The 24,122-nt window shown below is 56.6% G+C and carries 25 protein-coding genes and 1 pseudogene; 14 read left to right on the forward strand and 12 right to left on the reverse strand.

Annotated elements, in window-relative coordinates; translation table 11 throughout:
- Positions 1-90: 90 nt before the first annotated feature.
- From SYC_RS03785 to pdxA, 4 genes are read right to left on the reverse strand one after another with little or no spacing between them, the layout of a single operon-like run.
- Positions 91-930 (reverse strand): Rpn family recombination-promoting nuclease/putative transposase, encoded by an 840-nt coding sequence (locus SYC_RS03785; RefSeq protein ID WP_011243043.1) that lies wholly within the window; start codon positions 928-930, stop codon positions 91-93.
- 13 nt (positions 931-943) lie between these two features.
- The gene (locus SYC_RS03790) at positions 944-1,675 is read right to left on the reverse strand and encodes a 16S rRNA (uracil(1498)-N(3))-methyltransferase (RefSeq protein WP_011243044.1); all 732 of its coding nucleotides are present in this window, start codon (positions 1,673-1,675) and stop codon (positions 944-946) included.
- The gene (locus SYC_RS03795) at positions 1,675-2,421 is read right to left on the reverse strand and encodes an MBL fold metallo-hydrolase (RefSeq protein WP_011243045.1); all 747 of its coding nucleotides are present in this window, start codon (positions 2,419-2,421) and stop codon (positions 1,675-1,677) included. The genes SYC_RS03790 and SYC_RS03795 overlap by 1 nt, the downstream gene beginning before the upstream one ends.
- Positions 2,421-3,482, reverse strand: coding sequence for a 4-hydroxythreonine-4-phosphate dehydrogenase PdxA (gene pdxA, locus SYC_RS03800; protein WP_011243046.1), 1,062 nt, complete (start codon positions 3,480-3,482; stop codon positions 2,421-2,423). The genes SYC_RS03795 and pdxA overlap by 1 nt, the downstream gene beginning before the upstream one ends.
- Between pdxA and SYC_RS03805 the strand changes: the two genes are divergently transcribed.
- On the forward strand, positions 3,481-4,263 hold the full coding sequence (locus SYC_RS03805; protein WP_011243047.1) for an ABC transporter permease: 783 nt from the start codon (positions 3,481-3,483) through the stop codon (positions 4,261-4,263). The genes pdxA and SYC_RS03805 overlap by 2 nt on opposite strands.
- Before the next feature lie 2 nt (positions 4,264-4,265).
- On the opposite strand, the gene SYC_RS03810 is transcribed toward SYC_RS03805, so the two are convergent.
- Positions 4,266-4,853 carry an allophycocyanin alpha chain-like protein gene (locus SYC_RS03810; protein ID WP_011377737.1) on the reverse strand — a complete coding sequence of 196 codons (588 nt, stop codon included), beginning with the start codon at positions 4,851-4,853 and terminating at the stop codon, positions 4,266-4,268.
- A gap of 104 nt (positions 4,854-4,957) precedes the next feature.
- The gene (locus SYC_RS03815) at positions 4,958-5,563 is read right to left on the reverse strand and encodes a superoxide dismutase (RefSeq protein WP_041676946.1); all 606 of its coding nucleotides are present in this window, start codon (positions 5,561-5,563) and stop codon (positions 4,958-4,960) included.
- 158 nt (positions 5,564-5,721) lie between these two features.
- Between SYC_RS03815 and SYC_RS03820 the strand changes: the two genes are divergently transcribed.
- The 3 genes and pseudogenes from SYC_RS03820 (at position 5,722) to ruvC (ending at position 8,451) form a co-directional block, all read left to right on the forward strand.
- Positions 5,722-6,315 carry a chromophore lyase CpcT/CpeT gene (locus SYC_RS03820; RefSeq protein WP_011243050.1) on the forward strand — a complete coding sequence of 198 codons (594 nt, stop codon included), beginning with the start codon at positions 5,722-5,724 and terminating at the stop codon, positions 6,313-6,315.
- A 70-nt stretch (positions 6,316-6,385) separates the two neighbouring features.
- Positions 6,386-7,927: pseudogene (locus tag SYC_RS03825) on the forward strand (photosystem II high light acclimation radical SAM protein); the annotation flags it as partial.
- Positions 7,928-7,965: 38 nt separating this feature from the next.
- On the forward strand, positions 7,966-8,451 hold the full coding sequence (gene ruvC / locus SYC_RS03830; RefSeq protein ID WP_011243052.1) for a crossover junction endodeoxyribonuclease RuvC: 486 nt from the start codon (positions 7,966-7,968) through the stop codon (positions 8,449-8,451).
- A gap of 48 nt (positions 8,452-8,499) precedes the next feature.
- Here the strand turns inward: ruvC and SYC_RS03835 are convergent, their stop codons facing one another.
- The gene (locus SYC_RS03835) at positions 8,500-8,745 is read right to left on the reverse strand and encodes a hypothetical protein (protein WP_041676947.1); all 246 of its coding nucleotides are present in this window, start codon (positions 8,743-8,745) and stop codon (positions 8,500-8,502) included.
- A 304-nt stretch (positions 8,746-9,049) separates the two neighbouring features.
- The gene (locus tag SYC_RS03840) at positions 9,050-9,595 is read right to left on the reverse strand and encodes a DciA family protein (RefSeq protein WP_011243053.1); all 546 of its coding nucleotides are present in this window, start codon (positions 9,593-9,595) and stop codon (positions 9,050-9,052) included.
- A 127-nt stretch (positions 9,596-9,722) separates the two neighbouring features.
- On the opposite strand from SYC_RS03840, the gene SYC_RS03845 reads away from it, so the two are divergent.
- The 8 genes from SYC_RS03845 (at position 9,723) to SYC_RS03880 (ending at position 16,816) form a co-directional block, all read left to right on the forward strand.
- On the forward strand, positions 9,723-10,334 hold the full coding sequence (locus tag SYC_RS03845; RefSeq protein ID WP_011243054.1) for a hypothetical protein: 612 nt from the start codon (positions 9,723-9,725) through the stop codon (positions 10,332-10,334).
- A gap of 202 nt (positions 10,335-10,536) precedes the next feature.
- Positions 10,537-11,310, forward strand: coding sequence for a PspA/IM30 family protein (locus SYC_RS03850; protein ID WP_011243055.1), 774 nt, complete (start codon positions 10,537-10,539; stop codon positions 11,308-11,310).
- 198 nt (positions 11,311-11,508) lie between these two features.
- A complete protein-coding gene (locus tag SYC_RS03855; protein ID WP_011243056.1) occupies positions 11,509-12,177 on the forward strand; it encodes a PspA/IM30 family protein in 669 nt (222 codons plus the stop codon).
- 102 nt (positions 12,178-12,279) lie between these two features.
- On the forward strand, positions 12,280-13,515 hold the full coding sequence (locus SYC_RS03860) for an MFS transporter (RefSeq protein ID WP_050738280.1): 1,236 nt from the start codon (positions 12,280-12,282) through the stop codon (positions 13,513-13,515).
- Between the two features lie 43 nt (positions 13,516-13,558).
- Positions 13,559-14,797, forward strand: a complete 1,239-nt coding sequence (locus SYC_RS03865) for a CCA tRNA nucleotidyltransferase (RefSeq protein ID WP_011377730.1) — start codon at positions 13,559-13,561, stop codon at positions 14,795-14,797.
- 262 nt (positions 14,798-15,059) lie between these two features.
- Entirely contained in the window at positions 15,060-15,488 is a 429-nt protein-coding gene (locus SYC_RS03870; protein ID WP_011243059.1) for an RNA recognition motif domain-containing protein, read from the forward strand.
- Positions 15,489-15,602: 114 nt separating this feature from the next.
- A complete protein-coding gene (locus tag SYC_RS03875) occupies positions 15,603-15,926 on the forward strand; it encodes a hypothetical protein (protein WP_011243060.1) in 324 nt (107 codons plus the stop codon).
- 95 nt (positions 15,927-16,021) lie between these two features.
- The gene (locus SYC_RS03880; RefSeq protein WP_011243061.1) at positions 16,022-16,816 is read left to right on the forward strand and encodes a glutathione S-transferase family protein; all 795 of its coding nucleotides are present in this window, start codon (positions 16,022-16,024) and stop codon (positions 16,814-16,816) included.
- A gap of 68 nt (positions 16,817-16,884) precedes the next feature.
- On the opposite strand, the gene SYC_RS03885 is transcribed toward SYC_RS03880, so the two are convergent.
- The 4 genes from SYC_RS03885 to SYC_RS13530 all read right to left on the reverse strand — a co-directional run bounded on the left by SYC_RS03885 (position 16,885) and on the right by SYC_RS13530 (position 21,211).
- Complete coding sequence (locus SYC_RS03885) at positions 16,885-17,763, reverse strand: metallophosphoesterase family protein (protein WP_011243062.1); 879 nt, start codon at positions 17,761-17,763, stop codon at positions 16,885-16,887.
- A gap of 64 nt (positions 17,764-17,827) precedes the next feature.
- A complete protein-coding gene (locus SYC_RS03890) occupies positions 17,828-18,694 on the reverse strand; it encodes a hypothetical protein (RefSeq protein WP_011243063.1) in 867 nt (288 codons plus the stop codon).
- 110 nt (positions 18,695-18,804) lie between these two features.
- Complete coding sequence (locus tag SYC_RS03895; RefSeq protein ID WP_011243064.1) at positions 18,805-20,838, reverse strand: transglycosylase domain-containing protein; 2,034 nt, start codon at positions 20,836-20,838, stop codon at positions 18,805-18,807.
- A gap of 82 nt (positions 20,839-20,920) precedes the next feature.
- The gene (locus SYC_RS13530; protein ID WP_231621333.1) at positions 20,921-21,211 is read right to left on the reverse strand and encodes a hypothetical protein; all 291 of its coding nucleotides are present in this window, start codon (positions 21,209-21,211) and stop codon (positions 20,921-20,923) included.
- 312 nt (positions 21,212-21,523) lie between these two features.
- Here SYC_RS13530 and hisG point away from each other — a divergent pair, with 312 nt between their 5' ends.
- Together hisG and SYC_RS03905 are read left to right on the forward strand one after the other, a co-directional pair.
- Complete coding sequence (hisG, locus tag SYC_RS03900; RefSeq protein ID WP_011243066.1) at positions 21,524-22,180, forward strand: ATP phosphoribosyltransferase; 657 nt, start codon at positions 21,524-21,526, stop codon at positions 22,178-22,180.
- Between the two features lie 32 nt (positions 22,181-22,212).
- Positions 22,213-24,009: an ABC transporter ATP-binding protein gene (locus tag SYC_RS03905; RefSeq protein WP_011243067.1), complete on the forward strand. Its 1,797-nt coding sequence runs from the start codon at positions 22,213-22,215 to the stop codon at positions 24,007-24,009.
- Positions 24,010-24,122: the final 113 nt, after the last annotated feature.

A 24,122-nucleotide genomic window follows, 5' to 3' on the forward strand; every position in this document is an offset into this window, starting at 1 on the left:
GCCAAAGTATTCAGTGCGATATTGCAGTCTTTTTCACGACGGGCTGAGAGAAGCGCGTGGGCTTAAGGTCTTTTTTGCAATCCCATGCATTTAATGTTTTTGGAGCCAGCGATTTAAATCAGCGACAGTCTCAAAGTCGAGCCAATCAAGACTCAAGGCTTCGATCGCCTCCAATGACAGCGATCGAATCTGCTGCTCCTGCTCTTCCGTTAAGTTCTCAAATCGCCGCTGCAGCTGCCTCAAGACCAGAGCCAGCTCACCTTCTTGGCGTCCCTTTTTCTCACCTTCTTCCACCGCGCTTTGATAGAGGCGGGTTTGTTTTAAGTCGGAGACTTCAATACCGAGCATTTGATGAATCTCCTCAATCTCAAGCTGAGGCAACTTACTTGCCACTATAGCCTCCACCAGTTCGAGTAGCTGCTCAAACGCATCCTCATCCTCTGCTGACAACAACACCGCTCTCGCCGTCTCTCCTATCGCTGCCACTGGTACGACCAATAGCTTCAGCAACTGCAATCGCACTGAATTCAGCGATCGCCCGATCAAATCCTCTAGATACAGCCGCTGCACTCGTCCCTGCAGCAGTTCCGTAAAACTCGACTCTTCACCTAAGTCCAGCGATCGCGCCCTGATCAGCAATAGCCCTCTCCAATTGGCTGCCTCGGGATACTGACGGATGTAACCAAATAACTCTGCAAAGTAGCGACTGTAAAAGCCGCGATCGCTCTGCATCTGCGCTTCTAAAAACACTGTTGGATAGCCGCTTCCTTCTTCGATCGGCTCCAGCAATCCATCTAGCCGAAACTCTTGCGCCTTCACCACCGGTGCCGAAAACCGGTACTTTGCCTCGGGCGGAATACCCTCCACCAGTTCCGTCACCAAATCGGGCAGTGTCGCAAAAATTGCGTAAAACAGCTTGTCTGTCTTCATCTCAGCCAGGGTATCAGTCCAGCGATCGCGTTGCAGCGACGGCCTGAGCCAGGCTGAGGGCCACAATCGGCGCGGTCACCGCTCGCAAAATTGATGACCCAAGGGAAACCGGCGTCCATCCGACAGCGATCGCTTGCTCAATCTCGGCGTCACTCCAGCCGCCTTCGGGACCAATTGCGATCGCGAGATCCGTCCAAGCCGGTTGGGCTTGCAGCCAAGGCAGTAAGTTTGGCAGCGATCGCCGTGCCAAGCAGATACAGCGCAGTGAATCTGCGGGGATTTGAGCGATCGCTTCTGACCACAAACGGATCGGTTCAAGCTGCGGGAGGTAGAGGCGTTCTGATTGTTCGCTGGCCTCGATCGCAATCTTGCGCCAGCGATCAGTTTTCTGCGCTTCTGGTCGCACCTGACTGCGATCGCTAATCACCGGCTGAATCGTGGTCACGCCCAACTCGGTTGCCTGACGAATCACCTCATCGAAGCCCTGTTTAGGCAGGGATTGGATCAGCGTCAGTCTTGGTTGAGCAGGCGGCAGGACTGGCACAGCTCCTACGGGGAAAAGCTGATCGCGATCGCCCAATTCTGCCGTCCACAAGCCGCCTTGCCCGTCGATCACGGCACAGCGATCGCCTGGTTTGAGGCGCAAAACCCGCTGCAAGTAATGACGTTGATCCGCCGTTAACGACCAGCGATCGCCCTGCAATTGTTCGGGTGGCAGCCAGAGCCGTCGCAGTTCCCGCGCCATCAGCCCACCGGCAGCGGTTGCAACTCACCCAAGCTGGGTTTGAAGATGCTGGTTTTTAGCCCTGCGGCGCTGAGTTGCGCTTCCAGTTCCGCCTGACTGCCGGAGCCGCGAATGATCTTGTTGAGAATGCCTTTGGACTCGATATCGCCGCCCGTAGCCGTTGGCAATAGGACTTGGAGTTGCAGCCGTTGTGCTAATTCCAGAGCTGTTTTGGCGCCTTGGATGATCGGCCCTGCCAGCGGCAAGTCTAGGCTTTCGATTGGGGCGATCGCAGCAGTCACAGGGCCAGTCACGCTAGGGTCATGAAAACCGTGCGGCTCGTAGTAGAGGCTTTGTCCCGACTGGCGATCGCGAAGTAGGTAGCCGTTTTCGACTTGCGGGACGGGTGCGCCCTTGGTGGCTTGTAGTTCTAGATTGCCGATCGTGACGCTCTCACCCGGACTCAGCACCGTGACTTGGCTAAAGCCCAGCTTGCGAGCGACTTTGGCCGCTGCGGGTGACGCAAAGACAGGAATGCTGCGATCGAGCTGTTCTAGGGTCGGCACATGGGCATGATCCGGCAGACCTTGGGACAAAATCAGAGCATCGATCGCCTCAGGAATCGTCCACTGGTTCTTGTGGCGAGCTTCAAAAAACCACGCCTGATTACCAAAGCTGAGCGGCCCCACCAACCACGGATCAATCAGCAGGCGCAGACCCGCCCATTGCACTAGCCAGCTGTTGGCACCGTAATAACAGACTTCCATCACACCGTTTCCAGTTGAAGAGCACGCTGACGACGATTGTGCGCGAGGGCGATCGCTAATTCCAGCGCCGCCAGAAAACTCTCAGGTCGCGCCATGCCTTGACCCGCGATATCGAAAGCCGTGCCGTGATCCGGCGAAGTCCGCACAAACGGCAAGCCAATCGTCGTATTAACTGCGCGATCGAAGGCTAACAGCTTTACAGGGATCAAACCTTGGTCGTGATAGAGCGCCAGATAAGCATCCGGCGCAGCCACGCCCGCTCGCTGCCAAGCCTGCCCCGCTGAAAGCCAGAGCGTATCGGGCGGTTGGGGCCCCTGTAGCTGGACTTGCGGAAAGCGATCGCGCATCGATGCTAGCCACGGGATTAGCCAATCCTGTTCCTCACGTCCGAGGCGGCCTTGCTCGCCGCTGTGGGGATTGAGTCCTGCGATCGCGATCGTCGGTCGATCAATCCCGAAATCCTGCCGCAGACAGTCGATCAAGAGGCTGAGTTTCTGGGTCAGCAACTCGGGGCTAAGGACATGAGGGACGTCCCGCAGCGGAATATGCGTTGTCGCCAACAGGGTGCGGAGTTCCCAGCCCGTCTGGGGCGATCGCGCCACAAACAACATCCCTGATCGCGAGACTTGAGCAGCCTCAGCCAGCACCTCTGTTTGCCCCGGATAGCCATGCCCCGCCAGTTGCCAAGCTGCCTTGGCGATGGGCGCCGTAACGATCGCTTCAAACTGTCCTTCTAGCGTCCCTGCGATCGCGCTTTCCAACGCTCGAAAGCTGACTTCGCCGCTCTCGGCTGTGATCTCGCCAGTCTGAATGTCCGTTGGAGGATCTGCCGTCGTCCGTTGAGCAAAGTCAGCAGGATCTGCTACCTCAGTCCGCGATCGCAGATTTTGATAACAGGTCTGCCAGCAGAGCGGACTACCGACCAAGGTGATCTCGGTATGCTGAAGAAGGCCTTGAGACTGGGCGATCGCCAGCGCTTTGAGCGCCACTTCGGGACCAATCCCGGCAGGATCCCCCAAGCTGATAGCCACCTGCAGCGGTGAAAGTGACGGCGAAAGCATGGGGCGCTACCTAAAAATTCTGGCGCTGTTCTGGAGCACCGCGATCGCGGCGGAACTGGAATACCGTCTCAATTTTCTCCTCGCCAGCTTCAGTAGTTTGGGTGGTTTGGCGGGCAGCTTATTTGGCCTCTTCCTCTTCTATCGTACGGGCTACCGCTTTCAGGGTTGGTCTTGGCCAGAAGCACAGCTCGTATTGGGCATCTTCACGCTCTTGCAAGGCGCTTCGGCCACACTGTTTGTGCCCAACCTCAACAAAATCGTCGAGCAAGTCCAGCAAGGCACCTTAGATTTCGTGCTGCTTAAGCCCGTCAGCTCGCAATTTTGGCTCTCGACCCGCAGCCTTTCGCCTTGGGGCATCCCTGACTTTCTCTTTGGACTGGTGCTGATTGGCTATGCCGGTCAACAGTTGGGGTTGTCGCTGCTCGATTATTTGCAAGGCATTTTGCCGCTGGCCTGTAGCTTGGTGATTCTCTACAGCCTTTGGTTCATGATGGGGTCGCTCAGCATTTGGTTCGTCAAAATCTACAACGTCACCGAGGTTCTGCGCGGGCTGGTGGAAGCGGGACGCTATCCGATCAGTGCCTATCCCGCAGGCTTCCGAATCTTTTTCACCTTCGTTGTGCCGGTTGCCTTTCTCACGACCTTTCCCGCCGAAGCCGCCCTCGATCGCCGCCCGTTATTTTGGCTCTCTGGCGCAGCTTTCCTCGCGATCGCCTTGCTCTGGCTCTCTAATCGCTTTTGGCGCTTTGCCCTGCGCTTCTACACCAGCGCCTCCAGCTAAATTCAGGTCGGATTAGAACTGGCTACGATCGCCTGAATCCCGGTTTGGAGCGTGTCAAAACAGGGCTGGAGTTGGGCCTGCACTTCTGGTGGAAATCTTTTTAAGGCAACGCCTAATAAGGTTTCGATCGCCTGTTGCATGGCTGCGATCGGCACTTCCAATTCTTCGTAAACGACGGCTAAAGCTTCAAAGCCCGCAGGCGTGGCGTAGTCGGCCCGTCCTGCTGCAACCCCGTAACTGAGACAACGCAAAAACTGCCAACAATCGCGCCAGCAAGACTGCGATCGCGCCTCGGGGTAGAGCGCCCCACCCAGTTCGGTAATGCCGGGAAAGCGATCGAGCAAATCAGCACGGGCGATCGCGATTAATTCGTCGGCATCATCGCGCAGAAACCGGGCTGCCGTCGGGTTGGCATTAGGGAGGCAGGCTAAAGCGATCGCGACCAAATCCGCATCGGTCAAAAAGCGCTGCTCCTCCTCAGCCGCTTGGAAGCGCGTCAGCAGTTCCGCCGGAATCTCGGTCTGCCATGCCTGAAAAGTCGTCAGGCGAGCTTGGGGCAACAGTTGGCGGGCGCGATCGCTGAGGGGCACGACAGTTTCTGCGAAAAGCGGCTTTCTCAGCCTAAAACGCGCAACGCCCGACCGGAGCCGAGCGTTAGCGATCGCTGTCAGAGCAGCATTAGTTCAGGTGCAATCTAAGCGATCGCAGCTGCGTAGTTGGCAGAGGCGAAGTCCCAGTTCGCCAGCTTCTCAACGAAGGTGCTGATGTAGTCGGGACGACGGTTTTGGTAGTCGAGGTAGTAAGCGTGTTCCCAGACATCGATGGTCAGTAGCGGGGTTTGACCATGGGCAATCGGGGTGTCGGCGTTGCCGGTTTTGGTGATTTTGAGGGTGCCATTGTCCAGCACCAACCAAGCCCAGCCGCTGCCGAACTGGGTTGCTGCGGCTTGTTTGAACTCGGTCACGAAGTTCTCGAAACTGCCGAAGTCAGCGGCGATTTTGTCGGCCAACGCGCCGGTGGGAGCGCCACCGCCATTGGGCTTGATCGAGTTCCAGTAAAAGCTGTGGTTCCAAGCTTGAGCCGCATTGTTGAACAGACCGGCTTTGCTAGCGTCACCCGCGATCGCTTTGATCACGGCTTCGATCGGCTGGCCATCGAGGTCGGTGTCTTCGACGGCGTTGTTGTAGTTATTGATGTAGGCCGCGTGGTGCTTATCGTGGTGGAACTCCAGCGTTTCCTTGGTGATGTAAGGCGCCAGTGCCGTGTAGTCAAAGGGCAATGCTGGCAATTCGTAGGACACGCAGTGTGTTCCCTTGAGCAGGTTGTCTTTACCTAGATTAATAAAAACCGGACGCTTCCCTCGTCTGAGCGTCTCCTGCAGCACAAGCCACCCGAGATTGACTAAGGTCGCTTCCGCTATCTGAGATAGTTGAACCTGCAGATTGTGAGCTGAGCCCCATGACCCACGCCACCGACGTGCTGACGCTAGCCCGCTGGCTGGCTGCCGACTTCAGCAATCAAGCCCAAGCCTTCGAAAATCCGCCTTTCTTCGCCCATATCCGTGTCTGTATGCGGCCGCTGGCGCTGGAGGTTCTGGATGGCCTCAGCCTCTACGTGGAGCAAGCCTACGACCTCGACGTCAATCAGCCCTATCGCGCCCGTGTCTTGAAATTGGTACCTGCGGGCGACCACATCGAAATTGAGAACTTCCGGGTCATTGATGGCGAGGACTTGTTTGGGGCGTCCCGCGATCGCGATCGCCTGGCCAAATTGACACGCGATCGCCTCGAGAAACTACCGGGCTGCACCCTCATCACCCATTGGACGGGGAATGGCTTCAAAGGCGTCGTAGAACCCGGCAAGGGCTGCATTGTTGAGCGCAAGGGCCAGGCGACTTATCTCGAAAGCGAATTTGAAATCGACGACGAGAAGATGATCAGCCTCGATCGCGGCCGTCATCCTGAAACCGATGAACAGGTTTGGGGATCGGTGGCGGGGCCATTTCACTTCCTGCGCTGGCACAGTTTTGCCGACGAAGTGCCCACCCCGTAACAGCCACTGAATCCGAGTCCTGATCAGACCTCGCTATGGTGGTAGAGGTCTTGGGTCTTTCGCCGTGGCTATGGCCGATCGCATTCTTTACGTCCGTCTTCCCTGCAATCCGATCTTCCCGATCGGCGTGGTCTATCTCGCGGATCACGTCCACAAGCAGTTTCCGGCGATCGAGCAGCAGATCTTTGACCTCGGAACGGTGCCGCCGCTGGACTATAAACCCGCGCTCGATCGGGCGATCGACCAGTTCCAACCGACGCTGCTGGTCTTCTCCTGGCGAGATATTCAGATCTACGCACCGGTGGGCGGTCGTGGTGGGAATCCACTCCAAAACTCGTTTGAGTTCTACTACGGTCGTAATCCGCTGATTCGGCTGCGGGGTGCTCTCGGGGGCTTCCAAGTCGTCAGCGCCTACTACACGGAACTTTGGCGCAATCTCGGGCTGATTAAACGGGCGCAGAAACGCGCTCAGCGCTACTGTCCGGAGGTGCGGACGGTCGTCGGTGGTGGTGCGGTCAGTGTCTTCTACGAGCAGCTTGGCGACAAACTCGCTAAGGGCACAATCGTTTCGGTCGGCGAAGGCGAAACCCTGCTGGAAAAACTGCTGCGGGGCGAATCGATTGCTAATGAACGCTGCTACGTGGCCGGTGCCGAAAAACCGCGATCGCGACTGATCCACGAGCAACCGACGCCGCTAATTAAAACGGCCTGCAACTACGACTACATCGAGTCGATTTGGCCAGCATTTGGTTACTACTTGGCGGACGGCGACTTTTACATCGGCGTTCAGACCAAACGTGGCTGCCCCCATAACTGTTGTTACTGCGTCTATACGGTTGTCGAAGGCAAGCAAGTTCGCGTCAATCCGGCTGCGGAAGTCGTGGCGGAAATGCGCCAGCTCTACGATCGCGGCGTGCGCAACTTCTGGTTTACGGATGCGCAATTCATTCCAGCACGCCGCTACATCGAAGATGCCAAAGTACTCCTGCGTGAAATTCTAGCGGCAGGTCTAACCGATATTCACTGGGCGGCCTACATCCGCGCCGACAATCTCGACCCTGAGCTGGCCGAGCTGATGGTGCAAACCGGCATGAACTACTTCGAGATTGGCATCACCAGCGGGTCACAAGAACTCGTTCGCAAAATGCGGATGGGCTATAACTTGCGCACCGTTTTGGAAAATTGCCGAGCGCTGAAGGCGGCTGGTTTCAACGATTTAGTGTCGGTCAACTACTCGTTCAATGTCATTGATGAGCGAGAGGAAACGATTCGCCAAACGATCGCCTATCACCGCGAATTAGAGGCGATTTTTGGGGCAGACAAAGTTGAACCTGCGATCTTTTTCATCGGCCTCCAACCGCACACTCATCTTGAAGATTACGCCTTTGAGCAAGGGGTGCTGAAGCGGGATTACAACCCGATGAGCATGATGCCTTGGACAGCGAAAAAGCTGCTCTGGAATCCGGAACCCATGGGCTCATTCTTTGGTGAAGTCTGTCTCGAAGCCTTCCAGCGCAATCCCTACGACTTTGGTCGCGAGGTGATGCAGTTGCTGGAGAACCGACTGGGGCGATCGCCTCTGGCAGAAGCTTTTACCCCTCCAGTCCCGGAGTCTGCGCCGCGATCGCTGGCTTCTGTGTCTTACCAATCGTGGGTCAGCGCATTCTTGGGCTCGATCCGGGGTTGGCGATCGTGGGGTTCGGAGCGCTGCTCTGCCCTGACTCACGCCAAGGCAGTCTGGAACTACTGGACTTCGGCGTCATTTCAACGCCGGCTGGCGCAGAGATTGGCGATCGCCTCGAAACGATCTATCAGGATCTGCATCAGCTCATTGATCTGGTGCAGCCGGATGCAGTCGCCGTCGAAAAGCTGTTCTTCTACCGCATGGGCAACACGATCGCGGTTGCACAAGCCCGAGGAGTGCTGATGTTGGTTTTACGGCAGCGCCGCTTGCCTTACTGTGAGTTCACGCCAGCCCAGGTCAAACAAGCCCTTACGGGTTATGGTAATGCCCCCAAGTTAGCCGTCCAACAAGCGGTTCAACGGGAATTACAGCTAGACGCAATTCCGCGTCCTGATGACGCGGCCGATGCCGTGGCGCTCGCCTTGACCGCTTGGTTTCAGCAACTGGCCTAGTTTTGCTTGGCAATGCTGACGCCAGAGCCACAAACCCCTGCTGATGCTCTAAGCCACGCCAACTTGCAGCGGCACACTCATCGCTTCCAGTCCCCACTCCGCTTCAGTCAGCGGCAAGACAGAGGGGCTTTTGTGGACCAGCGCCGCAGCCGGCTCTGAAAATAGTTGACTACTAGAGCGGCGGGCTGGCCAGTCGCTGCCAACGGTGACGTGCAGAAGTTGACATTCGCCGGCCCAGCGACGGTCAGCTGAGTAGAACTGGCAGTACCGACAGGTTATGGGGAAGGGGGCCATTGCGATCGCACTCACGAATCACGAGCCTATGATCCCAAAGTCATTCTTAACTTTCAGGGGGACTGAACGCCCTAAACATGAATAGCCGTCAGTGTTTAGACGGATTATTTTCTGAGAAACAGCTTAAGAATCTTTTCGTGAATTTGTTACATCTGGAAATTTATCTGGTGGCAATTTAGACGTAAACAACAGAGTTTTGAGGACTTTAAGGTCGGGGATCAAGAAAAACAGAGCAGAACAGGTAAATGAGTGACCTGTTACTAGGGCCAGCTCTCGGGAGCGCAGAATTAAAATTCTGAGAATTCTAGCCCGTGGGGGACGACCACTGTTGGCGAATGCAGAGTGCACAGCAGCGCCAGCGTTGCAATTCTCCCGGTGGGGTGGGAATGCCACAGCGTGGACAGCGTGGTAAGCGACGGCTGAGGTCTCGGCGTCGCTGCAGTGGATCACTGGCGATCGCTGGGTTCAGCGTCTCGCCCCAGCGGCAGGGATGAGCTTGCCAGGATTGCCGCTGGCGATCGGATTCGAGGGGGGCCGTCACTGTGCGGCGATCACGATAGGCCGTTGAAAAGCGGATGTCCTTAATTTCCTGCGGTTTAATCTTCAATTCCTGACGCAGGCGCTGCAGCAGCCGGAGGCGTTCAAAGCTGAGGGTTTGAGCCCAAGCCCCTGAACTCACGGCAACTTGCAGGGTTTGCCGCTGAATTGCGACAGGTTCAGCTTGTGCAGCGATCGCCGGCCCCACCAGACCAGACCAGCGCTGTTGAATTTGGCGCAGGGTGCGATCTTGCTGCCAGCGCGGATCTTGCTGTAACTGCCGGAGCAGCTGTTCGAGCGATCGGGGTTGCATGACCAGACCTTACGCCAGAGAAAACCAACAAGGACTCAGTGTGAAAACAGCCATTCACAGCAACAAGCGGTTGGCGTTGGCTGCTCAGCCGCTACACTAACGAGCGCGTTGGCTCTCTCTAATTGTTATGCCTTCTTCATTGCCCGAGCCAGTTCAGCGAATCCTGCAGGGGAGTGATACCAGCCTCGACCAGGAGCTGCGAGACTTCCAAGCTTGGAGCCAAGCCAACCCAGATTGGGACAAAGTTGTAACGCCCATAACGCCGCCGCCTCAGCAGGAATTTGACTCTACAGAAGCCTTGTTTGCGGCCAGTCATCAGGGCTGGCGACGCTTGCTGCCCGTCGATCGCACACCCCTCTATGCCGTCTCAGTGGTCGCCACAGTGCTGGTGCTTGCAGTCGCCCTTGGCAGTCAACTGGTGAAGCGATCGCCGACGCCCGCTCCCTCCCCTAGCGTCGCCTTCCAAGGACCCGATCTCAGCCAGCGCGAATTTGCCGATCTCAGTCTCGATCGCCTCAGCCAAATTAATCCTGAAGGCCGCGATCGCCCCCGCTTTCAGCTGTTCGTTCAGGCAAGCCCCGGTCAAGACCTTACCCAACTAGCCGCACTCATCCCCGGTTCGGAAGTGCAAGGCGATCGCCTCTTGGTGGGCGAATTTCGCGATCGCCAAGCGGCTACCGCGCGTCAACAGCAGTTTCGGCAGCAGGGCTATAGCACCGAGCTCAAGACAGCACCCTAAATTGGGCCTCAGCAAGCGGAGTCTGACCCAGCCAGCAAGGACGGAAATCCGGTCTTTTGCTCACCCTAGGACTTGACCGTCAGCCAGATCCTCCTTGCTACACTGAATCTCAGCGCCAACCGCAGCGTCTTTTCCCAAGCTTTGGGATATTAGCCCCAGCCTTGAGAGTGGGGCGCGTCAACGCGAATAGGAAGTTTGCGTCATGGGACTTTTCGACCGCATCAGCCGTGTTGTCCGAGCCAACATGAATGACATGGTCAGCAAGGCTGAGGATCCTGAAAAGATTCTCGAGCAAGCCTTGATGGACATGCAGGAGGATCTGATTCAACTGCGGCAAGCCGTCGCGACCGCGATCGCAGGTCAAAAGCGCATCGAGCAGCAGATGAATCAAGCACAGACCCAAGCCGCCAGCTGGCAGCAGCGCGCTCAACTCGCTCTGCAAAAAGGCCAAGAAGATCTGGCGCGTCAAGCGCTGAGCCGCAAGAAAACCTTCAATGAAACGGCCGTTGCCCTGAAGACTCAGCTGGATCAACAGGCTGGACAAGTCGACACCCTCAAGCGCAACTTGGTAGCGCTCGAAGGCAAAATTGCCGAGGCCAAAACCAAGAAAGACATGCTCAAGGCGCGGGCTCAAGCGGCCAAGGCCCAAGAGCAACTGCAAAGTGCTGTTGGTCGCCTGAGCACCAATACCTCCATGGCTGCTTTTGAGCGGATGGAAGAGAAAGTTCTGAGCATGGAGGCGAAAGCTCAAGCCTCGGCTGAACTAGCAGGCACCGACCTCGAAAGTCAGTTTGTATCGCTGGAAGCAGGCGGCGATGTGGAAGATGAACTCGCAGCAATGAAAGCCCAACTGGCGGGTGCACCCACAGCGACTACGGCATTGCCCCCGGGTGCCGCAACTCCCGTCAGCGTTTCTCAGCCCAGCACAGTTGATGCAGAACTAGAAGCCCTGAAGCGCGAACTCGACGGACTCTAGAGCATTCTTCCAAACTGCATACTCTGCAACTTCAGCAATGGGTCTTTGGGTCGGTTGCTGATTTTTTATGCTGTAGCACTACCGCGATCGCCTCAATTTTCACGAGTATTTACAAGCAAGCACCGCAGTGTGCCATGCTATGGAGCAGTTTTTTAACTCTGCCTCACTCCACGGCGTCTCCTATCGGAGGTTTGCACAATGGCACTATTCGATCGCATTGGCGGAGCAGAAGATCCTAGACAAGCCATTGAGAATGCTTTCGCAGATATACAGAAAGCACTAATTCAACTCCGGCAAGCAGTGGCTACAGCAAACGTAGGCAAGCAGCGCCTTGAACTGCAAATAGCAGAGGTACAGTCGCAGGCTAATATTTGGGGACAGCACATACAGCGTGCTACACAGCATGGGCAGCAAGACTCGGTGCGACGCGCTGAGCAAGAGATGCAATCCTGCAACATAACAGTGTTGAGGTTGAAGAGACAGTTAACTCAGCAAACTGAGCATATTGCAACACTCAACCGCAGCTTAGTAGACGCTGAAAGGCAAGTCGCCACGGCTAGGGCTCAGACAAACATGTTGAAGGCGCAGGCAGATATCGCTGCTGCTCAATCGTGCCTGCAAGGTTCGGTGAGTCGTCTCAGCAACAATACTTCCATGGCTGCTTTTGAGCGCATGGAGGAAGAAATTCTAGGCCCGCAGGCCAGTGCCGACTTAGCTGCCACTGATTGCACAAGTCAATTTCAAGCTCTCGTCAACGCTGATGACATAGATTGGAGTCCTGACTCTCAGTCATTAATTCAGCGGGTTGAGATTGAAGTGATCGATTCTGAATTAGCAGTCTTGAAGCGCGAACTGGACTCGCTTTAGGCTTACGCTGAGCGATCGCAACTGACCTGCCGCCCAGCACACGGGGCGATCGCGCCACACTGGGAAAGAACTTGATTCACTTTTTTCCCAGGACAGTTGCCCATGCTGGTTAAAACCTCAGAGTCGCGCTGGCTCGTGCCTTTCCAACGCCGGCAGCGACAATGCTCTTTGGTGGCAGCGGGCGTTTCTTCCATTGGATCCTTCGCTGGAATCATCGCCAAAGGCTGGCTAATTCAAGACATGACCCAGCAGCCACTCTTGCTGGCCGTCAATTTTGCTTGCCTCAGCCTACCGGCAGTCTTCCTTTCACCCCATGCAGGCACGCTCACCGATCGCATTGGGTCCGAATCCGTCCTCAAGCGATCGCAGTACTTTTTGCTGATTGGGGCCATTTTTTCCGCGATCGGCTACGTCCTTTGCAATGGCTGGGTTGCTGGGCAAGTAACAGCGCTGATCGGCGGCACGCTAATCGTTGGTATTGCCAGCGCCTACGAGCTGACTTCGCGCCTGAAATATGTCGGCCTCATTGTTCCAGAAGCAACCTTGGCAGGCTATCTGGCCCAGTTCTCCGTCATCTTCAATGTCGCCAAGCTGATCGGTCCACCAGTGGGGGGGTTCGCTTTGACCTTCCTCCACCCTTCTTGGGTCTTGAGCCTGGACGCTCTCAGCTACCTGGTGCCAATCGCCGTCGTCAACCTTGTGATGCAACCGCGATCGCTGACAGCAGCCGAGCAGCCGCAGCATCGCCTGACTATGACCCAAGCTTGGCAGGGCATCACCCCACAACTACGCAGCATCACACTGTTTGCAGGCGTGGCATCCGTAATCGGCTTTTTCCATCCTGCGATCGTGCCAGTGCTGGCGAAGGCCTACATCGGCCCCGATCCGCTCTCCTTGGGGTGGCTGACGGCCAGCATTGCGATCGGCAGCATCACCGCCGGTCTACTGCAACAGCGCTTCAGCGAATCGGTTATCGGTCGGCCTCGCCAAATGCTGATTCTGGCAACCGGCGTGACAGCGATCGCGCAGGTCGGCTTTGCCCTCCAGCCCAACGCAGGCATAGCTCTCTTCCTAGCCGCCTTGATTGGCTTTGGAACGGCTGGTCTGCTGGCAGGAGCCAACATCATTGGTCAGGCTCTTGCCCCCCGGGAATATCGCGGGCGCGTCGCGGGTCTGACTCAGATCGCCACCTTGGGGGGGGGCGGTGTCAGCAGTTTGCTAGCAGGCGGCCTAATTGCACAATTAGGACTACCCCTAGCCATGGGACTGCTCGGGGTAGCGGGGCTGCTTGCAGCACTGGTCTACGGGCGTCAATCTCTGCAGACAGCAACCCGCTAATCATCCAGCCTTTGACCTGTTCAGGAATTGCGATCGCCCCCCTATGGATGCTGCTCTCGCTGCACGGTTTAACCCTCAAGCTTGGCCTTTCTCGGCTGATGGTCTGCCAGCTGGGGCTTGCTTGGTGGGTGGTGCTGTTCGAGATGCCTTGTTGGGTCGCCTAAGCGACCCCCTTGATCTGGATTGGGTGGTGCCCAACGGCGCCGTCGAAACAGCTCGATCCTTGGCCCGGCAGCACCAGGCTGGCTTTGTGCTGCTCGACGCCGATCGCCAGATTGCGCGGGTTGTCTTTGCCGACATGACCGTTGACTTTGCTCAGCAGGAAGGCGATCGTCTGGAGCAAGATCTGCGGCGGCGCGATTTTACGATCAACGCGATCGCCTACGACTGGCAGCGGCAGACTGTCATCGATCCCTTAGGCGGGCAGGCCGACCTTGAGCAAGGGCTGCTGCGCATGGTTGCCCCTGAAAATCTGGTGGACGACCCGCTGCGTCTGCTTCGCGCCTATCGACAGGCAGCTCAACTCAGTTTCTCGATCGAGCCCGAGACTGCGGCAGCGATCGCTCAGTTAGCGCCACTCCTGCCACAGGTGGCTGGGGAACGGATCTGGGCGGAATTACAGCGCTTACTCAACGTGCCGCCCCCCCATCCGGTTTTGGTCGAAGCGATCGCCAGTGGACTACTGGCCCCTTGGTTCCCTGAGGCAACGCCGGAATGCATGTCCACTCTGGCTGATCATTGGCAACAACTGCAGGCGCAGGCGCCTGAATGGCCGCACTGGTTCACCGCGATCGGGCCTGGGGGCAGGCTCAGTCATCTGGCCTATGCCTGGCTAACGCGCTTGCTCCCAAGCGATCGCGATCGGGCATTGGAGTCGCTCTTGGCGCTCAAAAGTAGTCGAGCCGAGCAGCGATCGCTACTGCAACTCCAGCAGCATTGGCAAGACTGTCAAACCAGCAAAGCAGCCACTACCGCAGGGCAGGTTGCGCTGTTTCAGACCCTAGGTAAGTTGGTACCCGTGCTGCTCGTCCAGCTCGAAGCTAGTGAGTTGCGCCAAACCTTGCTGCGGCGCTACCAAACGCCCAATGACCCGATCGCTCATCTCCAGCCCCTCGTCAGTGGCACCGATCTGCAGGTATCTCTGGGGATTCGCGGTGGACCGCGTCTCGGCCAACTACTGCAGGATCTACGGGTTGCCCAAGCGGAGCAACAGTTCTCCGATTCAGCGGGGGCGATCGCCTTTGCCGCGCGTTGGCTTCAAGAGTCTCCTCTTCCTCAATAGCTTGCAAATGCCGTGTTAGCCTAATCAGTGGCATAGGCTTTTTTACGCAATCTACAGTTCCAGGTGTGCCTGCAAGGCTCTTTGGTTTTCAAGTCCTTCGGGTGGTTTCCATCCGAGCCGGAGATTGCTACCGGTCTATCGCTTCAGTCTTCCAAGGGCGTCATCCCGCGATTACTCGGAATTTACGTTTCACGTCGAAGACGGACAGTTTTGCCATGACGGGGTTCCCTTATCCCGTTTGTTGTTTGAGAGGTCAGTGACCATGTCAGTTCGTGTGTACATCGGCAATTTACCGCGCGTCATTGAGCAAGCCGAGTTGGATGCGGTGTTTGCAGAAGCCGGCGAAGTTTCGGCCAAATTGGTCACCGATCGCAAAACCGGCAAATCGCGCGGCTTTGCCTTCGCAACGGTTGCCAGCGATGAGCTAGCTGATGCCTTGATCGAGCGCTTTAACGGCACCGAAGTCCAGGGCAGCACCCTCAAGCTCGAAAAAGCGCAACCGCGCGAGCGCGACAATGAAGGCGGCAACAACCGTCGTCGCAGTGGTGGCGGTGGTAACGATAATCGCCGCTCGGGTAAAAGCGCTCCTCGGGTCATCTCGTCAGGTCCCGAAGGCTTCCAACCCGATCCTCGCTGGGCTCAAGAACTCGAAAAATTGAAAGAACTCCTCGCTGCTCAAACCGTGTCCTAGGACTGGGTATCGAGACTGTCTGAATCAATGACTGAATTGCGGCTGGGAATTTTTCTCTCAGCCGTTTTTTTCTGGCCGAAAGGCTAGGCGAATCCGGCCTGCCACGGCATTCTAATGTCAAGACATTGGATCACTCACGACATGGGCATGCTGCGTCTCTGGATTTTGGCTTTCGTCTGGCTGCCGCTGCCTGCTCTCGCCCTCCCGAGCGATCGCCAGCTCAAGGACTTTGCCAAAGATCTCTGCACCATCAACAGCCCCAGCCCCCAGCAATTCGAAGCAGCTGTCACCCAGCAACTCAATCGCTGGATTAGCGACCAAACCCTGACCGAGGCCGAGTTACAAATGCCCCAAAAAGCAGAGACTCTCGGAGCCCAACTCGCCGGTTTTCTAATCGAGCAATGTCCCCAGCAAGCCTCTAAACTATTTGGCCTCTAAGAGGTCGACATTGAGAGGTCGGTTCTTGATCCAAGGGCAAGGCAGCCAAGCGTTTATGTTTGATAGAGTCTTGCTGTCACCCGAGGAACGCCCCAATGCTGGAGCTTTACCAGTTTGAGCTATCACCCTACAGCGAAAAGGTTCGGCTGATTCTCGACTTCAAGGGTCTGGAGTATCGCAAACAGGAAGTGACCCCGGGCATTGGTCAATTCGAGGTCTTTCGCCTGTCGGGACAGCGCCAAGTCCCAGTTTTGAAAGATGGCAGCGAAGCGATCGCTGATTCCACCGCGATCGCGCAGTACCTCGATCAAAAGTTTCCAGAGCCGCCATTGACTTTGGCTGATCCGCAGCAGCAAGCCCTGAATGTCTTGCTCGAAGATTGGGCCGATCGCAGTTTTGCGACGGATGTCCGCACCGTACTCCTCGGCGCTCTCGGCTGGGATCCTAGTCTGCGGGAAGCAGCATTGCCAAACCAGGTGCCGGGTCCGCTGCGCAACTTGGTCAGCGCTGTCCCGAGTGAGGTTTTTAGCGTCCTTGGCAGTGGCGTAGGTCTCAGCCCCGAAACCCTCCGCACTGCTCGTCTCAACCTTGAGCAGGGCCTACAGGCACTCTGTCAGCGCCTACAGAACCAACCCTATCTCTTAGGCGATCGCCCCGTGCTGGCAGATTTAGCGATCGCAGCGCACAGTCTCTTCCTGAAGTTTCCGACCACTGCCGCGATCGATATTCCCGCTGGTCTGCGCGGGCGTGGGATTCCTGGCCTCGTCGATAACCCTGACTATACGGTCTTCTTCGAGTGGCGCGATCGCCTCTATCGCGATTTCCGCCGTGGTGCAGCTGTCACCCCGCCCAGCAGCGGAAATGGCCCCACCAAAATCTCGATCGACTAGAGCACAACCGCTGGGGGATTGCGAGCAGGCTGAAGAATTCCACTGACTCCAGCCTGCAGCCCCTAGCCCTAGGCAAAAATCTGTCCTTGGTCAATGAGGCGGCTGTCTTTATCAAACGTTTGGATCCGCAGCTCATTGCCATAGACTTCGAGGCCGGCAAAGCTGAGAGTGCTGGCAGATTGAGCTGTCCAAGACGAGCGGCCCACCGGCCGTAATCCAGCCCCGGCACCGACGATGAGGTAAGTCGTCCCATCAATCGGCTGCGTGCGTTCATAGCTGTGGTCATGTCCACTGATGTAAAGCTGCACACCATGACGCTTGAACAGGGGCACCAGCCGGCCGAGCAGCGTCCGATTAACGCCATAGAAGCCGGATGAATAGATCGGATGGTGGCCAAACACGACTTTCCACGGGGCATTACTGGCTTGTAGGGCGCGATCGAGCCAAGTCAGCTGCTTGTTCCAATCCGCATTGCCATTGGTATCTAGCGCAAAGAAGGCAACTGGCCCTTCTTGGAATTGGTAATAGCGCCCAGTCATGTTGAAGCCAGGGTAGCGAACCTGATCGTTGCCGTTGTTCGTGCGGATATCGTGATTCCCTAAAACCGCCCGGAACTTCACACCCGATTTCAGCAGAGGAGCATAGGGCCGCTCGAACACCGCCTGAATTTTCTCGATTTCGCCGTTGTTATAGATGTTGTCGCCGGCTAAGACAGCAAGTTTGTAAGGATTGGCACGCCGGTAACGCTCCATCGCGGCAGCCACATCGTATTGTCCCCGCGCACCAGTGCCCGTATCCGCCACTGCAATGAAGCGCAAATCTAAAGGGCGATCGCTTGCTGGCAGTGGGGTAATGGCTTGGGCGCTCACCGGTTGGAACCACTGCCGTCCCATTCCAGCAGCGATCGTACTCAGTCCACCCAACACCAGCAGTTCTCGGCGTTTCATGCCCAAGACCTCAGCAAAACGCCTACACTCTGGCCGCTAGCATCCGCGATCGCTGCAGGCTTCATCACTTCGCGGCAACCGTTCCTGCCGAGAAGCGTAAGTTTTTCAGGAAGTTGGCAGGATGATGGCGGATTTCAAGGAAAGCAGCTTGGAGTGCTGCAGGTTTATAGACTCGAAACACCTTCATCAGGGACAGAGAGGCAGCACTTTCGAGGGGACCCACAAAGCGAGTATCGCGATCGAGGAAACAGGGATGAGCGACCAGCATTTGCACATGAGCTTGACTCAGGAAAAAGCAACCTGAGTGAGGATTAACGCTGCGTTCAAAAGTAATGGGAAAGCCAAGAAACTTTCCGGTTAGCTGCATCGCCTCGCGATCGGGCCAGAACTGGACAGCGATGCCGCTATTAGGTCCATCGATGTAGAGCTTATGGGGCTTGTTATCGGTCAGCAAGGAATCGAAGCGATTGGGCTGCAGTACCGCTTGGCTGCCAACATTTGCCTGGAACCATTGCTGTTTAAGAAAGAAGAGCGGATCTTCAATGATCAGATCGTCTTCGAGGAAGCCATACCAGTCAAAGTCGTGCTGGCGATCGCGCAGGTAGGCTTGCGCTGCAAAGCCCAAGAACATGGGTTCACAGTCGACTGGGTGATGCTGATAAAGCGTCTTGGGAAGCGCAAGATGCTCGAGGACATGACAGTCCTGAGTGGTAAAAATTGCGATTTCAACCTGAACTGCTTTCTGTTGGTTGGCCGGTTGAAGTGTGCGATCGCGAATTTGGAGCAGTGCTTGTTGAGGGCCAAATTGACTATGCAACGCCGTAATCAAGCTGCTAAGAGCCGTCACACGCGGACTGGGATCGGCACCCAACGAACCATAGTTTCCGCCTGTCGGCTTCCAATAGTGTGGGACAACAAATAACAGCTTCATCGATCAACCGATGCGATTGTTTGACAGTACGGGACAGACCGCTCCTCAGTCTAGGGATTTGAGCTATCGCTCAGCGCTGAAGCATTGAGCTCGTTTGACTGCCAAGACGGTCAATCGCTGGTGGTCTTGGCGGTCGCAATAGGCTGGCAATAAAAGCTAGGGGGCCTGAGGCTGAGGTGCCGTAGGCTCCACGGGGAGGGGTGGTGCAGTGGGTTCAGGTGGAGGGGGCACCGGTGCCTGCGGTTCAACGGGTGCTGGGGGAGCGGGTTCTGCTTCGACGGCACTGGGTCCCGGCTCAAAAGATTCACCGGTGCCTCAGGGGGAGCATCTTCGTAGCGGGGTTCTTCCGCCGCCGGCTCACTGCTATATTCCGGTTCGGGATCGCGGGAACGGCTCGAGCCAGCATTGGAGGCTGGTGCGGCGGGCAGACTGCCAGCAAAACTGGGGGAGTCCGCCAACTCAATGCCAGCGCCGTAGTCATAGCGGCCGGGTCCACGATCGATCCCCCCTAGGTCACTGCCACTTGTGAACTGAGCTTTAAAGAGCGGTTTCCGTTGATCGGGGTTCGGCAGCGGCGGAAATTTTTCGGGGGGCAGGTCTTTAATGGCCTCGACCATAAAGCGATACCAAGCCACCGCAGCTGCACTACTCCCACTGCCAGTCGGGGCAAAGTTGTCGTAGCCCAGCCAAACCCCGGTCACCAACTGCGGGATGTAGCCAATAAACCAGAGGTCGCGAGCTTGTTCGGTCGTGCCCGTTTTCCCTGCCACTGCGCGATCGGGCAGGTAAGCAGCAGCCCCCGTTCCAGAGGTGACAACGCGCTCCAGCATGGATGTCACGATCGCAGCAGACCCAGGATCGAGGGCTTGCACTGGCTTGATCTGTTTGTCTTGGTAGAGGACTCGACCGCGATGATCGATGATTTCAGCGATCGGGTGGGGTGTCAGATATTTCCCCTGATTGGCCAGAGTGCCGTAAGCACTGGTGATCTCCAGCAGCGTGACGTCTGAGGCTCCTAATGCCAAGGGATAGTAGCGCGCCAAGTCCGCCCGAATTCCCATTTGGCGGGCCACCCGAATGACATTGTCAATGCCAACATCCCGCAGCACCTTGATCGCGACAATATTGACGGAATTAGTCAACGCTTGGGTCAGACTGATCGAGCCACTAAAGCTACGGCTAAAGTTTTGCGGTTTATAGCCCCCCAAATTGATCGCGGCATCCAAGTAGACCTGGGAGGGCGACATTCCTGAAGCGATCGCCGCCGCATAGACAAACATCTTGAAAGTGGAACCCGGCTGACGATAGGCCTGGGTCGCGCGGTTGAACTGGCTGCGATTGAAATCCACCCCGCCCACCATCGCCCGAATTGCCCCATCGCGAGGATCGATACTGACGAGAGCCCCCTGCAAACTGCCGTAGGTCGAGTTTTGGATAGCCTGGTCCGCCGCTTGTTGCCAGCGATAGTTCAAGGTCGTCTTGAGCGTCAGGCCGCCGTACTCCAAGACATCCGGCGCAACAAAGCGTGGCAGTTCCTGGCGAACGTAGTCGGTAAAGTAGGGCGCCAGACTTTGAGCATATTTCGGTGCTGCAGGCTTGAGCGCAAGGGGTTCGCGGCGAGCAGCTTCTGCCTCAGATGGGGTGATGAAGCCCACCTCTTGCATGCGGCTCAGCACACTATTACGCCGCTCTTGAGCCACTTCCAAGGAGACCAAAGGCGAGTAGGCTGTGGGCGCGGGGGGTAGCCCCGCCAGCGTTGCCATTTCTCCTAGGCTGAGGTCTTGGACTGGCTTGCTGAAGTAAGTCCAAGCAGCATCAGCAACCCCGTAGGCCCCTGCCCCGAGATAGACCAAATTGAGATACTGCTCAAGGATTTGGTCCTTGGTCAACTCTTGCTCTAGCTTTTGCGCCATCAGCGCTTCGTTGAGCTTGCGTTGCAGACTGCGCTCTTGGCTGAGAAAAACAATGCGGGCCAGCTGCTGGGTGATGGTACTAGCACCCTCCTGCACCTGACCGCTGAGCAGGTTTGTGACGCTGGCGCGGGCAATCCCGAACAGATCGATACCGCTATGTTCGTAGAAGCGCCGATCCTCAGCCGCGAGGAAAGCCTGACGTAGACGCAGGGGAATCTGCTTGAAGGGCACCTTGTCGCGCGTGGCCGGCCCAATTTTCTGCAGAACGGTATTGTCGGCCGAGAGAATGGTGATCGTGCCCGGTCGCGTGAAGCTAGACCTCTTTGGGATTAGGGAGCTGCTGAATCCATCGCCGCCGCGCGATTTCAGCCCCAGCGACACCAGCCGCCCCGATCGCCAGAATGAGCGCTACCCCTAACCAATGCTGTCGCCCCGATCGCGGTAGACGAGCCGCTCGGGCCTCTCGGCGGGCTCGCCGTCTTTCTGCTCGCGCTTGACGGGATCGAGAGGTAGAAGCCGGTTTGGCCTTCCAAAAAGGTAGCCCCTTGGGTGTTGCAGCAGCCGGCCGATCGCTCGTTGGGTCAGCAGCAGAAGACTTGGCCACAGGTGGTTGATTGCTAGAGCCAGACACCGCTCGATTGAAACTCCCGGAGATAGTGATGCCCTATGAGAGAGCGATCGTGCAGGGATCTTAGCCGCTATCCAAGCATTGAGCAGCAATGATCGTGTAGTTGTTTAGAGGCAAGTCCAGCAGTTGTTCCCACTATTGCGGCGATCGCAACCTGCCTGATCTTGATTATCTGGCAGCGCTGAGAACCACCCTCAAACACCCAGACGGTCATTAGAACCGCTTAGGGACAGACGGGGCTGAACAAGGCACTTTGATACGATCGAAGGACTTTTGCTGCCTGCCACCATGCTGACGATCGCCCTGCCCAAAGGTGCCCTACTCAAAGACAGCATTCGCTTGCTGCAATCCGCAGGGCTCGACTTCAGCGCCTTTTTGGAACCTGGAAATCGCCAGCTACAGATTCTCGATCGCCAGGAACGGGCCAAGGCTTTACTGGTACGCAACTCGGACGTACCGGTCTATGTGGAATACGGGCAGGCTCAACTTGGTGTGGTTGGCTATGACGTCCTGCGGGAGAAAACCGCGAGAGTGGCGCAGCTGATCGACCTCAGGTTTGGCGGGTGCCGTATGTCGATCGCAGTCAAAGCCAGCAGTCCCTATCGTTCAGTACTTGACCTGCCAGCCCACTGTCGCATTGCCTCCAAATTTGTGCACTGTGCTCGCGACTATTTCCACAATCTCGATTTGCCTGTAGAGATTGTGCCGCTCTCCGGCTCTGTGGAACTAGGGCCGATTACCGGTATGTCAGAAGCGATCGTCGATTTAGTTGCCACGGGTCAAACCCTACGCGAGAACGGCTTAGTTGAGATCGAGACGCTGTTTGACAGTACGGCTCGCCTGATCGCCAACCCCTTGGCCTATCGGATCAATGCAGATGGCATTAGTGAACTAATCGAGGAGCTGCGGCAGAGTGTCACTCAGGCGATCGCAGCAACTTGCTAGGGTGAAGCATGACCTGGTCCACGCTTTAATTCATGCTTGCTCTGTTACGTCGTTGGGATGATTGGTCACTACTGAGTCGGCTTTTGCCTTACCTCGGTCGCCACAAGCGGTTACTGATCGGATCGTTGATTTTGCTCGTGCCCTTGGCTTTGGCCGGCGCCGTGCAACCCATGCTGGTGGGGCAAGCGATCTCGGTTCTACAGAACAAGCCGACCTGGGAAATGCTGCAGGGCATGAGCCGCAGTCAAGGCTTGAACCTACTCTCCTTGGCACTGTTGGCCACGATCGTTGTGCGGCTGGCCTTCCGAGGCGTCCAAGGCTACTACGTGCAGGAAGTCGGTCAGCGCGTGACCGCCGACATTCGCCAAGATTTGTTCCAGCACGTCACGGCTCTGGCCGTGCGCTTTTTCGATCGCACGCCTGTGGGCAAGCTGGTGACACGACTCACCAACGATGTCGAAGCCCTCGGCGAAGTCTTTTCGACCGGCGCGATCGGTATTCTCAGCGATATTGTTTCATTGCTGGCGATCGCGATCGCCATGTTTTGGTTGCAGTGGCAATTGGCGCTGTTGCTGACCGTTTTATTGCCGCCCACCACGGCTGTCATCCTCTATTTCCAGCGACGCTACCGCAAAGCCAATTACCGAGCCCGCGAGGAGCTGTCGAACCTCAACGCCAGCTTGCAGGAAAACATGGTCGGGATTGGCATTGTCCAAAGCTTCCGCCGCGAAGCCTACAATGCCCAGCAGTTTCGAGTGGCGAATCAACGCTATCTCGAAGCCGTCGATCGCACGATCTTTCACGACTCGGCCATTTCCGCCACGCTGGAATGGATCTCGCTGGCTGCGATCGCGGCTGTCCTCTGGTTAGGCAGCTTTCTGGTATTGCAAGACCAAATGAATTTTGGTCTGTTAGCAGCATTTATTCTTTACTCGCAGCGGTTGTTTGACCCGTTGCGCCAACTCGCTGAAAAATTCACCTCGATTCAAGCTGGATTTACAGCGATCGAGCGAATTGTCGACATCTTCAATGAACCAATTGAAATTCGCGATGCCGCCCAGACCCAACAACTGAGCCTTGAAACCTCACAGTCTGGAGAAATTCACTTTGAAAATGTTTGGTTTGGCTACAAGCCCGATGAGCCGGTCATTCAAAACCTCAACATCACCATTCAACCCGGTCAAAAGGTTGCACTAGTGGGGCCGACTGGAGCCGGAAAGAGTACGATTATTCGCCTGCTCTGTCGCCTCTATGAGCCAACTCAAGGACGGATTTTAATTGACGGCATTGATATCCGAAATCTACCTCAGGTCGAGCTGCGGCGTCACCTAGGCGTCATTCTCCAAGACGGCTTTCTGTTTGCCGGGGATGTCAGCAGCAACATCACGCTGGGAGAGCCCTACGACCAGGAGGCGGTGCAGGCAGCAGCGCGTCGCACCAATGTTGCCACGCTGATTGAATCGCTGCCGCAAGGCTATGCCACTCCTTTACGGGAACGCGGGACAAATTTGTCGGGCGGACAAAGGCAGCTATTGGCGTTTGCGCGGGTGGCCATTCGCGATCCAAAGGTGTTGATTTTGGATGAGGCGACAGCGAATTTAGATGTCGGCACTGAAGCTCTTGTTCAAGAGGCTTTAGATGATCTCCTGAGCGATCGCACCGCAATTATTATTGCTCACCGGCTCTCGACAATTCGCAATGCCGATCGCATCTTAGTCCTCCGCCAAGGACAGCTAATCGAAGATGGATCACATGATGTTTTGATGGCTCGCAACGGACTATATACCAGTCTCTATCGACTGCAATCACTGGGAGCAGAAGTAGCCTAGCGACCGCGCCACCGACGGTTACTCACCCTAGAGCCAGACTCTCGCGTCTCTAGACCCGAACACTGGCAGGTTTAGCAACAACAAGTGCTAGTCAATCCTGAAGCGTTAAAAGC

This window comes from Synechococcus elongatus PCC 6301 (genome assembly GCF_000010065.1).
In the GTDB taxonomy this organism is placed as follows: Bacteria; Cyanobacteriota; Cyanobacteriia; order Synechococcales; family Synechococcaceae; genus Synechococcus; species Synechococcus elongatus.